This window comes from Burkholderia sp. FL-7-2-10-S1-D7 (assembly GCF_001524185.1).
Lineage (GTDB): Bacteria > Pseudomonadota > Gammaproteobacteria > Burkholderiales > Burkholderiaceae > Burkholderia > Burkholderia diffusa.
The window spans coordinates 83,832-96,733 of sequence record NZ_LOWY01000090.1 but is presented as its reverse complement, the minus strand read 5'-3'; the positions used below and the strand labels follow the sequence as shown (position 1 = coordinate 96,733).

At 62.7% G+C, this 12,902-nt stretch carries 13 protein-coding genes and 1 pseudogene; 3 read left to right on the top strand and 11 right to left on the bottom strand.

The window, feature by feature from the left end:
- Nucleotides 1–334: 334 nt before the first annotated feature.
- From WS75_RS26950 to WS75_RS26930, 5 genes are all read right to left on the bottom strand, one after another.
- A complete protein-coding gene (locus WS75_RS26950; protein WP_059685042.1) occupies nucleotides 335–1,642 on the bottom strand; it encodes a dicarboxylate/amino acid:cation symporter in 1,308 nt (435 codons plus the stop codon).
- A gap of 389 nt (nucleotides 1,643–2,031) precedes the next feature.
- Nucleotides 2,032–3,237 carry an MFS transporter gene (locus tag WS75_RS26945; RefSeq protein WP_059685040.1) on the bottom strand — a complete coding sequence of 402 codons (1,206 nt, stop codon included), beginning with the start codon at nucleotides 3,235–3,237 and terminating at the stop codon, nucleotides 2,032–2,034.
- Nucleotides 3,238–3,244: 7 nt separating this feature from the next.
- Nucleotides 3,245–3,430, bottom strand: coding sequence for a DUF1289 domain-containing protein (locus WS75_RS26940; protein WP_059685038.1), 186 nt, complete (start codon nucleotides 3,428–3,430; stop codon nucleotides 3,245–3,247).
- Between the two features lie 3 nt (nucleotides 3,431–3,433).
- Nucleotides 3,434–4,729: a CDF family Co(II)/Ni(II) efflux transporter DmeF gene (gene dmeF / locus WS75_RS26935; RefSeq protein WP_059685036.1), complete on the bottom strand. Its 1,296-nt coding sequence runs from the start codon at nucleotides 4,727–4,729 to the stop codon at nucleotides 3,434–3,436.
- Between the two features lie 11 nt (nucleotides 4,730–4,740).
- The gene (locus tag WS75_RS26930; protein WP_059604831.1) at nucleotides 4,741–5,013 is read right to left on the bottom strand and encodes a metal/formaldehyde-sensitive transcriptional repressor; all 273 of its coding nucleotides are present in this window, start codon (nucleotides 5,011–5,013) and stop codon (nucleotides 4,741–4,743) included.
- 264 nt (nucleotides 5,014–5,277) lie between these two features.
- On the opposite strand from WS75_RS26930, the gene WS75_RS26925 reads away from it, so the two are divergent.
- From WS75_RS26925 to WS75_RS26915, 3 genes are all read left to right on the top strand, one after another.
- Nucleotides 5,278–6,255, top strand: coding sequence for a chromate resistance protein ChrB domain-containing protein (locus tag WS75_RS26925; protein WP_059685034.1), 978 nt, complete (start codon nucleotides 5,278–5,280; stop codon nucleotides 6,253–6,255).
- Entirely contained in the window at nucleotides 6,252–7,430 is a 1,179-nt protein-coding gene (locus WS75_RS26920; RefSeq protein WP_059685031.1) for a chromate transporter, read from the top strand. The genes WS75_RS26925 and WS75_RS26920 overlap by 4 nt, the downstream gene beginning before the upstream one ends.
- 668 nt (nucleotides 7,431–8,098) lie before the next feature.
- On the top strand, nucleotides 8,099–8,392 hold the full coding sequence (locus WS75_RS26915; RefSeq protein ID WP_373558517.1) for a DUF2384 domain-containing protein: 294 nt from the start codon (nucleotides 8,099–8,101) through the stop codon (nucleotides 8,390–8,392).
- A 38-nt stretch (nucleotides 8,393–8,430) separates the two neighbouring features.
- Here WS75_RS26915 and WS75_RS32950 read toward each other — a convergent pair whose 3' ends face one another.
- From WS75_RS32950 to dmpG, 6 genes and pseudogenes are all read right to left on the bottom strand, one after another.
- Nucleotides 8,431–8,934: a hemerythrin domain-containing protein gene (locus tag WS75_RS32950; RefSeq protein WP_233410059.1), complete on the bottom strand. Its 504-nt coding sequence runs from the start codon at nucleotides 8,932–8,934 to the stop codon at nucleotides 8,431–8,433.
- Nucleotides 8,935–8,945: 11 nt separating this feature from the next.
- On the bottom strand, nucleotides 8,946–9,083 hold the full coding sequence (locus tag WS75_RS33905) for a hypothetical protein (protein ID WP_373558518.1): 138 nt from the start codon (nucleotides 9,081–9,083) through the stop codon (nucleotides 8,946–8,948).
- A 44-nt stretch (nucleotides 9,084–9,127) separates the two neighbouring features.
- Nucleotides 9,128–9,978: pseudogene (locus tag WS75_RS32945) on the bottom strand (integrase core domain-containing protein).
- Nucleotides 9,979–10,182: 204 nt separating this feature from the next.
- The gene (locus tag WS75_RS26890) at nucleotides 10,183–10,716 is read right to left on the bottom strand and encodes a cupin domain-containing protein (protein WP_059685023.1); all 534 of its coding nucleotides are present in this window, start codon (nucleotides 10,714–10,716) and stop codon (nucleotides 10,183–10,185) included.
- 12 nt (nucleotides 10,717–10,728) lie between these two features.
- Nucleotides 10,729–11,862: a zinc-dependent alcohol dehydrogenase gene (locus tag WS75_RS26885; RefSeq protein WP_257129459.1), complete on the bottom strand. Its 1,134-nt coding sequence runs from the start codon at nucleotides 11,860–11,862 to the stop codon at nucleotides 10,729–10,731.
- An 18-nt stretch (nucleotides 11,863–11,880) separates the two neighbouring features.
- Entirely contained in the window at nucleotides 11,881–12,900 is a 1,020-nt protein-coding gene (gene dmpG / locus WS75_RS26880) for a 4-hydroxy-2-oxovalerate aldolase (RefSeq protein WP_059685235.1), read from the bottom strand.
- Nucleotides 12,901–12,902: the final 2 nt, after the last annotated feature.

Below are 12,902 nucleotides of genomic sequence, written 5' to 3'. Positions count from 1 at the left end.
GCGCGTGCGCTCGATAATCGGCAACGCCGAGAATAGCGTCATATAAATCGAAAAAAATTGCGCGCTGCTCGCGACGGCCGGGCGGACGGTTGCGCGAGAGTGAACGACCACTTATGCGTTCGCGTGTGCTATCGGGGCAGTGCAGCTTTCGATGGCGGGAATATCGCCGCGGTTTCGAATGCGGCGTATCGGCAATGGCGGAAAGTTTTTCGGCGAATCGGGACAATCGCCGGATACGGGTAAAGACGGGTAAAGGAATGACCGCTGGCGGGTATCGCGCCGGCCCGAGTCCATGTCGAATCCGGGCCGGCGCATATCATTCACAACAGGGAAATCACGCGGACGTCGCCGTCTCCCGTACCTTCACCTGCTCAATTTCGCCACCGCCGTCCGAATCCGCGTCGGCGCGCGGTTCGCCGAGCTGGCCCTCCCACTTCGCGACCACCGCAGCCGCGATCGAATTGCCGACGGCGTTGGTCGCCGAGCGACCCATGTCGAGGAACATGTCGACGCCCATGATCAGCAGCAGCCCGGCTTCCGGCAGATGGAACTGGTTGAGCGTCGCCGCGATCACGACGAGCGACGCGCGCGGCACGCCCGCCATCCCCTTCGACGTCACCATCAGCATCAGCAGCATCGTGATCTGCGTACCGAGCGGCAGGTCGATCCCATACACCTGCGAGATGAACAGCACCGCGAACGTGCAGTACATCATCGAGCCGTCGAGGTTGAACGAGTACCCGATCGGCAGCACGAAGCTCGAGATCTTGCGATTCACGCCGAACCGGTCGAGCGCGTCGAGCAGCTTCGGATACGCGGCTTCGGAACTCGCCGTCGCGAACGACAGCAGGAACGGCTCGCGAATCAGGCGAATCAGCGCGAACGCGCGCTTGCCGAGGAACACCACGCCGGCGAGCGTCAGCACGCCCCACAGCAGCGCAAGCGCCAGATAGAAGCTCGCCATGAACTTCGCGAACGTGAGCAGGATGCCGAGCCCTTCCGTCGTGATCGTCGAGGCCAGCGCGGCAAACACGGCGACCGGCGCGAACCACATCACCGCGCCCGTCACCTTCAGCATGACCTGCGCGAGATCGTCGATCACGCCGGTCAGGCGCTTCCCGGCGTCACCAAGCGCGGACAGCGCGGTACCGAAGAAGATCGAGAACACGACGATCTGCAGGATCTCGTTGTTCGCCATCGCCTCGGCGATCGATTTCGGCACCAGGTGGACGACGAAGTCCTTCAGCGTGAATGCGCCCGTCTTCAGGTTCAGCGCCGCGTCGGCGGCAGGCAACGGCAGGCTCAGGTGGCTGCCCGGCTTCAGGATCGTCGCGGTCACGAGGCCGAGCACCAGCGACGTGAACGACGCGATGAAGAACCAGCCGAACGCCTTCACGCCCACGCGGCCGACCGACCCGCTGTCGCCCATCTGCGCGATGCCGACCGTCAACGTCGCGAACACCAGCGGCGCGATGATCATCTTGATCAGCCGCAGGAACACGTCGGACAGCAGCGACACGTAGCCGGCGACTTCCTTGGCCATTTTCGGGTCGGGAAACGCGCTATGACAGGCGTAGCCCACGGCAATGCCAAGCACCATCGCGATGACGATGTACTTGGTGATGTTGTGCTTCTTCTTCATTAGCAATCCAAATTACAGAACTTGTGCTTCCAACGACAGGGAGATCGCCGGCATCGAAATGGGAACGGTGGCCCGCGAGCGCGGCGCACGCCGCTTCGAGTACCGGTGCCCGTCCGTGGGCATGGCCACGGCGAACAGGGGGGGCATTCTATCGCAAACGCAGGACAATCTTTCATATCTGAAAGCGACAAGCGATGCGCGGCGCGGAAAAGGAAGCGAGACGGGCCTTCGCCGGCCGGAGCCGGGGACGGAGACGGGGACGGGGACGGGGACGGAGCCGGAGCCGGGGACGGGCGGACCGCGACGGCGGGTCCGGTCTTCGGGCACCGTCGTGCCCGGCCGTCAGCTCAACCTTGCGCCGAACGTCGGCAGACCCCGCCGGCGCCGCGTCACGCGTGCGACGTGCCGGGTCGCGGCATGAACCGGCACAGGCACAGCGGCAGCACGACCAGCGCCGCGCCCGCGAGAAACGTGGTCGATGCGCCGAAACGCGTCCACAGTGCGCCGGCGATGCTGCTCGCGAGCAGCATGCAGATGCCGCTCACCAGGTTGAACACGCCGAACGCGGTGCCGCGCAGCGTGGCCGGCGAGGTTTCCGACACCATCGCGGCGAGGACGCCCTCCGTGAAGCCCAAGTGCAGCCCCCACACGGCCACGCCGGCGAACATCGAGATCGTCGACGTGCCGATGCCAAGCAGCAGGTCGGCCGCGATCAGAAACGCCATGCCGGCCGCGAGCAGCACGCGGCGATCGAGCCGGTCCGACAGGATGCCGACCGGCCAGGCCGACAGCGAATAGGTGACGCTCATCGCGACCATCACGGCCGGAATCCATGCCGCGTCGAGCCCCGTCTGCTGCGCACGCAGCACCAGGAACGCCTCGCTGAAGCGCGCGAGCGTAAACGTCGCGCCGGCCGCGACGATGAACCAGTAGCTGCGGGGAAACTCGCGGAGGGCGTTCCAGCGCAGCGGCGAGCGAAAGCGCCGGTCCGGTTTCGACTGTTCGGGCTCCTGTACGCCGAAGACGATCAATGCGATCGCGCCGAAGGCCGGCACCACGGCAAACCAGAGCACGGTCCGGATGCGGTCGCCGAACCACAGCATCAGCACGATCGCGAGCATCGGGCCGAGAATCGCGCCGACGGTATCCATCGACTGACGCAGGCCGAAGCACGCGCCGCGAATTTCGGGCGGCGCGATGTCGGCCACCAGCGCGTCGCGCGGCGCGCCGCGAATCCCCTTGCCGACGCGGTCGAGCAGACGGGCCGTCACGACGACGGCCGGCGTGGACGCCAGCGGAAACAACGGCTTGGTCAACGCCGCGAGCCCGTAGCCGACCAGCAGCAGCCCCTTGCGGCGCCCGAGCCAGTCGCTGATCGCACCGGAGAACACCTTGACGATCAACGCCGTGGCTTCGGCCGCCCCCTCGAGGACGCCGAGCGCGGCGACGCTCATGCCCATCGTCGACACCAGGTAGATCGGCAACAGCGCATGGATCAGCTCGGACGACACGTCCATGAAGAGGCTCACGAGGCCCAGCGCCCACACGGTCCGCGGAATCGCAGGTTTGCCGGCAATCGGTGACGGAGCGCGCATGATGTCTTCAGTCGGTCGTTTCCCGCGTCAGTTTCGCATGCCGCCGCGCGCGGTCGTTCACGATTTGATGACGCCGGTGATCCGTCATCTTCTTCCAGCCGCGCGCTTCCTCGCGCGTCCGCAGACATGCCACACAGTAGCCGGTGCGACCGTCGAACGAGCACACGTCGACACAAGGGGACTTGACCGCCATGCTTTATCGTCCTCGCGTCGCGGGCACGACTTCGACGGTGACGTGCGACAGGTTCCTGAATCGCTGCAGCACGCCGTGATAGAAGCGCGCATCCCGATCCGGATCGGTGGTCGTCACCGACACCACCGCACTCATGTGCCCCGGCCCGAGCCGCCACACATGCAGGTCGCCGACGCGGTCTCCAGTGCCTTCGATGGCGCCACGCACCGTGTCCGTCAGACGCCGATCGGAATTCATGTCGAGCAGGATGCCGCCCGTGTCGCGCATCAGGCCGTATGACCAGTTCGCGATCACCATCGCGCCGACGATGCCGGCCAGCGGATCCATCCAGACCCAGCCGAACGCACGCGCGAGCAGCAGCCCGACGATCGTCAGCACGGAAACCGCGGCATCGGCGATCACGTGGATGTAGGCGGAACGGATGTTGTGATCGCGCGCCGCCGCCGCGGACGCGCCATGACCGTGCTCCTCGAACGCCAGTTCGTGCTCGCGACCGTTCAAGCGGACGATCGCCTTGAATTCATGCGGTTCGGGAATGGCTTCGGTCGACTCCAGATAACCATCGCGGCTTTGCATCGCGAACATCTGGCGCGTGCCGTCCGGGCGGATCGTCGTCACCGACACGGCGCTCGCATCGACGAGCTTCGTCTCGTGTGTCGCCGGCGCGACGCGGAAAACCGGCGGGACGCCCTGCTCGAACACCGACACGACGAATGCGCCCTGCTGGTCGAAAATCCGGTGCGCTTCCTCTTCGTGGTCGTGCGCGTGATCGTCGCGATCGCCATGACCATGCCCGTGATGATGGCCGTGGCCATGACCGTGGCTATGGCCATGATGATCGCCGCTCAGCAGCCAGACGCTCGCAACATTGACGAGCAAGCCGGCAACCGCGATCGGAATCGCCTCGTCGAAATGGATCGGAACGGGCGCCAGCAAACGCGCGACCGCTTCATACCCGATCAGCAGCGCGATCATCGCGAGCACGATCGCGCTCGTGAAACCCGCGAGGTCGCCGAGCTTGCCCGTGCCGAACACGAAGCGCGGATCGTTCGCATGCTTGCGCGCATAGGTATAGGCGAGCGCGGCGATCAGCATCGCGCCCGCGTGCGTCGACATGTGCAGGCCGTCCGCGATCAGCGCCAGCGAGCCGAAAAGCGACCCGCCGACGATCTCGGCCACCATCATCGCCGCGCACAGCGCGATGACCATCCAGGTCCGGCGTTCGTTCTGCTCGTGCGCCGCGCCAAGAAAAATGTGGTCGTGCCCTGCGCCGAAGGCGTCATCGCTGAAATTGCCCATTCCGCCTCCGTTTACTTGAAGTAGCTGTGTACGACTTCGATCAGCTGCTCGGTCGCGCTGCCTTCGTCGTCGTGCCCCTCGGCATCGACCAGATGGCTGCGGATGTGATCCTCGAGTACGACCGCGAGCAGGCCGTTCATCGCGCCGCGACCGCTCGTGATGAGGCGGAGGATTTCGTTGCAACCGCGCTCGTCCTCGAGCGCGCGTTCGATCGCTTCGACCTGTCCCTTGATGCGGCGGACACGGTTCAGCAGCTTCTGCTTGTCCTGGATGGTGTGGCTCATGATGGTCCCTTCATATACCCGGGGGGACTATATCTGAAATCGCATTTCCATATAGGGGGGAGGGGTATATATCGGGCCGATGAAAGGTCTAGCCGGAACGCGGCGCCCCGGTGCTCGAACGGACCTGCACCGTGCTCGCTTCGGGCCACTCCGCTCGGATCTGCAACAAGCCTGACCACGATGAAGCGGGCATGGGTGCGACGCGACACAGCGACTGCGTCAAAAAATTTGTAGAGTGAATAACAATTGGATAGAGTTCACTACATGAAAAATATTTCAACGTGGTCGCTCCTCGTGCTGACCCTTCCGACCGAAAACGCGACGGCCCGCATGCGCTTCTGGCGCGCGCTGAAGGCAAAGGGCTGTGCGGTGTTGCGCGACGGTATCTACCTGCTGCCGTACAGCGAAGAGCATGAGGAGACGCTGCGCGACCTCGCGGGGGCGATTGCGGAAAGCGGTGGCACGGCTCATCTGTTACGGGCGCCGAGCCTGGACGCATCGCAGGAACTGGAATTCCGCGCGCTCTTCGATCGCGGGGAGGACGACGCCGCCTTCATCCAGACCCTTGCGGATGCCCGCAAGACCCTCGCCGGTAAGTCGGCCACGGAATTGACACGTTTGCTGCGGCGCATGCGCAAGGATTTCGACGCCATCCGCGCGATCGACTATTTCCCGGGCGACTCGGCCACCCGTGCCGAAGTTGCCCTGCAGGATTTCGTCGCACTGATCGACACCGTGCTGTCGCCGGGGGAGCCGCACGCCGCGGACCGCTCGATCCGCCCGCTGGCGATCAACGAATATCAGGGCTGCACCTGGGCGACGCGACAGCGGATATGGGTCGACCGCGTCGCCAGCGCGTGGCTGATCCACCGCTTCATCGACGCACGCGCCCGCTTCATCTGGCTCGCATCGCCTGCCGATTGTCCGGCTGACGCGCTGGGTTTCGATTTCGACGGTGCGACGTTCACGCATGTCGGCAAACGCGTAACGTTCGAGGTGCTGCTGGCCAGCTTCGGACTCGACAACGACCCTGCGCTCGCGCGGCTCGCCGAGATCGTGCACGCGCTCGACGTGGGCGGCCCCGCAGCGCCCGAGGCGATCGGCTTCGAGGCCGTGATGGCCGGCACGCGCCAGCGCACGGAAAACGATGACCAATTGCTCGAGCAGATGAGCGCCGTTCTCGACGCCCTGCACGCGCATTTCTCGTCGAGCGGAAAGAACGAGACCGGAGCCAGGTCATGACCACTGCCATCGCCGCCACCGAACCGACCTACTCGCTCGGCGAGCTGGTCGCCTACATGTTGCGCCTCGGCACGTTCGGCTTCGGCGGGCCGGTTGCGCTTGCGGGCTACATGCGTCGCGACCTGGTCGAGCGCCGCGGCTGGATCACGGAAGCCGACTACAAGGAAGGACTCACGCTGGCCCAGCTTGCGCCGGGGCCGATGGCGGCCCAGCTCGCGATCTATCTCGGCTTCGTTCACTACCGCATCCTCGGTGCAACACTCGTCGGCTTCGCATTCGTGCTGCCGTCGTTCCTCATGGTGCTCGCGCTCGGGTTCGCGTACGCGCATTTCGGCGGGCTGTCCTGGATGCAGGCCGTCTTCTACGGCGTCGGCGCCGCGGTGCTCGGCATCATCGCGATGAGCGCTTACAAGCTCACGACGAAAACGGTCGGCCGCGACAAGCTGCTCTGGGCAATCTTCGTGACGCTCGCCGCCGTGACCTTCATCACGGAATCGGAAATCGCGTGGCTGTTCCTCGTCGCGGGCCTGGTCGGCTGGCTGTGGCGCGCTCCGCCCAAGTGGCTGCACCGGGGCGGGCTGAATGCGGTTGCCGCCGCCAACCTGCCGGCGGCCAGCGGAATGCTGAGCGGCATCGATCTGCCGCAGCTCGTTCAGATCGGCGCGTTCTTCATGAAGGCAGGCACGTTCGTGTTCGGCTCCGGGCTCGCGATCGTGCCGTTCCTCTACGGCGGCGTCGTCACCGAACATCACTGGCTCAACGACAAGCAGTTCGTCGATGCGGTCGCCGTCGCGATGATTACGCCCGGCCCCGTCGTGATCACCGTCGGCTTCATCGGGTATCTCGTGGCGGGCTTGCCCGGCGCGTGCGTCGCGGCGCTCGGCACGTTCCTGCCCTGCTATCTGTTCACCGTGATTCCCGCGCCGTACGTGAAGAAGTACGGGCACCGCCCGGGCGTCAAGGCGTTCGTGGACGGAATCACCGCCGCAGCCGTCGGGGCGATCACGGGCTCCGTCCTCGTCATCGCGAAACGCTCGATCGTCGACATGCCGACCGCACTGCTCGCCCTCGCTACCGTGCTGCTACTGTGGCGTTTCAAGAAGCTGCAGGAGCCGGTCATCGTCATGGCTGCCGCGCTCGTCGGGCTGGCGGCCTACCCGCTGCTCCATCATTGAGCCGCACTGCGGGGAGATGGCCGTGACGCATTGGACGACATTCGTCCGGCGGACAGGAGGCGCGCCATGAAATGGAGTGCGCGCGAACGGCCGAAGGTCGGCCGCATTGCATGCCCGTGGGTGAGTGCGCGATTCATCGACAATGCGCTTTACGCGTGGTGCCGGTGTGATGCACATACCTGGCAGACGGCGCGCGTCCGCGCTCGCCGAGTTCGTCGAAATCGATCCGGCTACGGACCGTGTCGGCTCGCGGCACGGCCGTCGAGCGTCAACGCGAGCCGATTGCCGCCAGCACGCCGAGCACGATCCTGTAGGCTCTCAGAAAAGGTGTCTTTGGCCCCCTAGATAGATCAAGGACTTGGACATCTTTTTTGAGAACACCGCATGCTTCTTGTCTCAGAAAAGATGTCCGCAGCCTCGGAAATTCTCAGAAAAGTTGTCCTTCGGAATGTCACGCCCCTACCGAGGCGCCTCGACGGAACTCGGCGACCGGCAGCACAATGGATGAGCGTTTCAGCGGCCAGCGATGTCGGCACTTCTTGTGCTATAAATGTGCACATAGTGTGTGCCGAGAAAGCTTCCATGAACCCCGGTCTGGCCCGAGATTCAACGAACGCCCCCTCGATTTCGATCACTTCCTGGCGTCTTTGAAGGACTCGGAGAGCGCTGTGCCGATCGTCTCGGCGCAACACTTCGCGGCCGCCCTGCATATCGATATGCAGACACTCGCACGGCTGGCCCATGTCCATCGCAATACCATCAGTCGTCTTCCCGGCGCCGAAAGCGTGCAAAAGTATCTTCGAGACGCGCTTCGGGTCATCCGAGCTGCAACCGATATCTCCGGAGATATACGGAGTACGCTGTTTTGGTATCGCAATGATCCGCTGCCGACCTTTGGCTACAAGACTGCCGAAGCGCTTATATCGGAGGGACGCACTGAAGACCTGCTGCGTTACTGTTGATTTGCGCGGAATCCCCGTGGGTCAAGATTCCGCGCAAATCAACACTCGTGCCGCAGATTGCGCCGCAGTACCACAGCCTGAGCACCATGGGTTTTACCGTTGATCCACGCGGACAAGGACGAATCCATATAGTCCGCGTGGCCCGGAAACCAGTCCATCAGCGATTGTGCAAGTCTATGCACAGCACCCAGCCCGATCTGACCGACAGCCGCCAGTTGATGCACTTGAAACACTGCACCCAGAACTTCGTCGTGTTGATCTCGATGGCACTTGGAATAGACCTCGGGAAAACCGGTTTTCTCCATCCACATGTGTTCAAGATCGAAGTGGCGAATCAAATGTTTTTCCACTGCATCGAGCACAGCCAAAGCGGTGTGTGCCGTACTGTTGCGTAATGCAGTGACGACCTGAACAAACTCGCGATGTTCATCGTCCATAGGGCCATGTCCGAGCAGCAGCGCATCGCTCCATTCCAGCTTTTCGACGCTTTTGGTCGTTCGCCGTGCATGATGGTCATCGTGATTGGTCAGTTGATCGTTCATTTTTCGGTTCGTCAGTAAAAAGTGTGGGTGAGTGAAGGCTCCGGCAACCGGCCTAACGCGTGATAGAACGCGATTTCCGTGGCTCTGAATGTCCGAAATCCATATGCTTTTCTCATAGTGACTTTGGCCTTGTTGTTCCGGCCCTCCACGATCCCGCTCAAGAACGCCTTTCTCGCCTGACCTGCCCCCGGTTTTAGTCCGAACTGCAGTTAGAGTCCGAGGTTAAAAACTGCTGCTTTGCATCGTGCGCCCGAGCGAACTGCACAGGCGTCAGATAGCCGAGTGAACTATGAGGCCGCTCGGTGTTGTACTCGATACAGCATTCCTCAATCAGCCGCTTGGCGTGGCGCATTGAGACGAACCAGTGCTCGTTCAGGCATTCGTCACGGAAGCGCCCGTTGAAGCTCTCGATATAGGCATCTCCACCGGCTTGCCAGGCCGAATGAACGACAGCGTGAAACCGGCTTCGTAGGCCCATGCATCCCGCAACTTTTCCCTTGCGCACGCTCAGCCCCGCCTTGCTGTACAGGCGCCAAATGCGCTTGTGGTTGGCGAAGCAGCCATCCCGTCGCAACAACACGTGAATCCGGCGATAGCCGTAACGGCGCTTCTGCGCGGCGATGGCCATCATCCGGCCAGTCAGCGCTTCGTCGTCAACTCGGCGGCGTGATTCGTAGTGGAACAGCGAGCGCGAAATCCCTACCAGCCCGCAGGCCCGGGTAACACCCATGGCGCGTTCAGTCATCAAGGTTCGGACCGCTTCGCGCTTCGCCTGCGGGCTTGCTACTTTCGGGCCAACAGGTCCTTCAGCGCGGCGTTGTCGAGCATTGATTCGGCCAACAGGCGCTTGAGCTTGTTGTTCTCCTGCTCCAGTTCCTTCAAACGCTGCGCTTCGGAGACCGTCATCCCGCCGAACTTCGCTTTCCAGTTGTAGTAGGTCGCTTCCGAGATGCCGTACTTGCGGCACAGCTCCGCCGGCTTCAGGCCAGCCTCGGCTTCCTTCAAGATGCCAATGATTTGCTCTTCGGTGAATCGCATTTTCATTGCCGTTCCTCTCTGGAACGGACTCTACACCGTCACCGTACCAAACGCGGGGAGCAGGTCACGAGTCCGAGCAGAACTCGTTTGACGCAACCTGCCGCAAGCTCTACCACTACCTGAATCAATCGCACAACGCCTAATTGCGCCTCGATTCACCCACAGATTCCGCTGACGAACCCATTTTTCATTCCCCACTTCGGTTCCGGGTCAAGCCTTTCGTTGGGTTCCAATCAGAATCGAAGCCATCACAGCCGGTGCGTTGCTCTTGTTGCGCCATGCGTGACGCGTACCGTTCTGAACCACGATATCCCCGGCTTTCAGAACTCGCGTTTGCCCATCGTCGACTTCCAGACTGAGTTCGCCGCTGAGGATGATGTCGTAGTCAACCGAGTCGGTGATATGGAATCCCGAGCCATCGGGTTCGAAACATTCGGCCAGACCCGGCAGGATGGCCGCATACTCGGCGCCAGCGGCAGCGCCGTCGAACTCGGGATCAGCCATCGCGGCGTCCGGTGGGAACTGCACGATCATCAGACGGGTGCCGTTCAGCGCCGGCATTACCGTGGTTGCGGCCGCAACGGGATCACCACCCGAATGCGGCAGCGCGGTTTCGGGACTCGTGGCCCAAATCTGCGTGGTCCTGAAACCGCGAACGGCTGCAAATGAGTGGCCCGATTCTTCCGAATCGCTCAAGACAACCGACTTGCCGTCGATTTGGCCGGTTACAACGCGACGTACCATTTCGTATATCCCCTAGTCCTGGACAACCACGACGTTGACGAAACCCATGACGCGCTTTGCTGCGTCGCGGAGAGCTTCATTTGCTTGATCGAGCGTGTAGGTGTAGTTTCTGAACGACGACACATCGAGCGTACCGGCTTCGATCATCGCGACCAGATCCTGGCCTTCGCCCACCGTGAACCACAGCGAGCCGATCACCGACAGTGCGGAGCACATCATTTCGTGCATGTTGAGCGGCACTTCGTTGATCTGCGCACCGATTTCCACGAGCTTGCCGCCGCGACGCAGCGCACCGAAGGCGTCCTTGGTGACCTGCATGTTCGGGCCCGGAGCGATCGCGTCCACCACCGAGTCGACGCCAACACCGTCCGTCTGCGCTTTGGCCCATGCAGCCATGCCCGACGATCCGTTGGCGACCGAGTACGTCAGGATACGGGCCGGATCGATAGCCTTGACCTGGGCGAGCGTCTCCTCGTTGCGCGCGACGACCAGGATCTTCGTCGCGCCCATTGCACGTGCGATCAGCGTGGCGCACAGGCCCAGTGTGCCCGTGCCGCCGATGATCATCACCGACTTGCCGGCCGCGACTTGTGCCTTGCGCAGACCCGAATAGGCCGTGCCCAGATAGCCCATACGCGCGCCGACCTCGAACGATACCTTGTCGCCGAGCTTCACCAGACCGTCCGCGGGCGCCGTGGCGTATTCGCTGAGGCCTCCGTACGGGTATTCTTCATACATGAACTGCGACTTCGGTCCGAAGCCGAAGTAGCCCTGGAATGCGTAGGCTTCGCAGTTGATGGACTCGCCCACACGGCAGGCGTAGCACGACCCGCACGAACGGCCCGGATTGATGTACACACGCTCGCCGACCTTGATGCCAGTCACTGCGGGACCGACTTCGGCCACGACACCCGCTGCATCCAGACCGTAGATGGCAGGGAGTGCCGCATGCGCGAGATAGGGCTTTTCCGACCGATAATTGGTGGTCACATTGCCCAGGTTTGGCACGATGCCAGACGCTTTCAGCTTGATCACGACGTCGGTCGGACGCCTGAGCGTCGGATATGGGATCGTATCGATGCTGAACCGGCCCAACGTGTTGTCGTGGAGGCGCGCAGCGCGCATGTATCGACCTTCGTTTGTCATTCTCGACTGTCTCCGTTTTTATCTTTGAGCTTTCAGCAAATCCAAAGCCACGTCCACAATCATGTCTTCCTGACCGCCGACCATACGGCGCTTGCCCAGTTCGACCAAAATATCGACCGTCTTCAGACCGTACTTCCTTGCCGCCACTTCCGAGTGACGCAGGAACGACGAATACACACCTGCGTAGCCCAAGGCCAGCGTTTCACGGTCCACCCGAACCGGGCGATCCTGGAGCGGGCGCACGATGTCGTCAGCCGCATCCATCAACGTCATCAGATCCGTGCCGTGATTCCAGCCCATGCGTTCCGCTGCGGCGATGAATACCTCCAGCGGCGCATTGCCAGCGCCGGCGCCCATACCGGCGAGCGATGCGTCGATACGGTCACAGCCTTCTTCCACGGCAACGATGGAGTTTGCGACACCCAGCGACAGGTTGTGGTGGGCATGGATGCCCGTCTGAGTTGTGGGTTCGAGGACCGCCTTCACGGCACGGAAACGATCGCGGACGTCTTGCATCGACAGCGCACCACCGGAGTCCACGATGTAGATCGTGGTGGCGCCATAGCTTTCCATGAGCTTCGCCTGCCCGGCCAGTGCTTCCGGCGTGGTCATGTGGCTCATCATCAGGAAGCCCACAGTGTCCATGCCGAGTTCGCGTGCGTGTCCGATATGCTGCTTCGACACGTCGGCTTCCGTGCAGTGGGTAGCGACACGAACCACGCGCGCACCCGCCTGGTAAGCAGCCTTCAGATCGTTAATGGTGCCGATACCGGGCAGCAGCAGGGTCGCGATCTTCGCATGCGTCACCACGTCGGCAACTGCCTCGATCCACTCCAGATCCGAATGGGAGCCAAAGCCGTAGTTGAAGCTCGAGCCTTGCAGACCGTCACCATGCGCGACTTCGATGGAATCGACTTTCGCCTTATCCAGCGCGCGTGCGATGTCCTGCACGTTCCGGATCGAATACTGATGGCGAATCGCGTGCGAACCGTCGCGCAGCGTAACGTCGGAGATGTAGAGTTTCGTTCCCTGAGTCATTT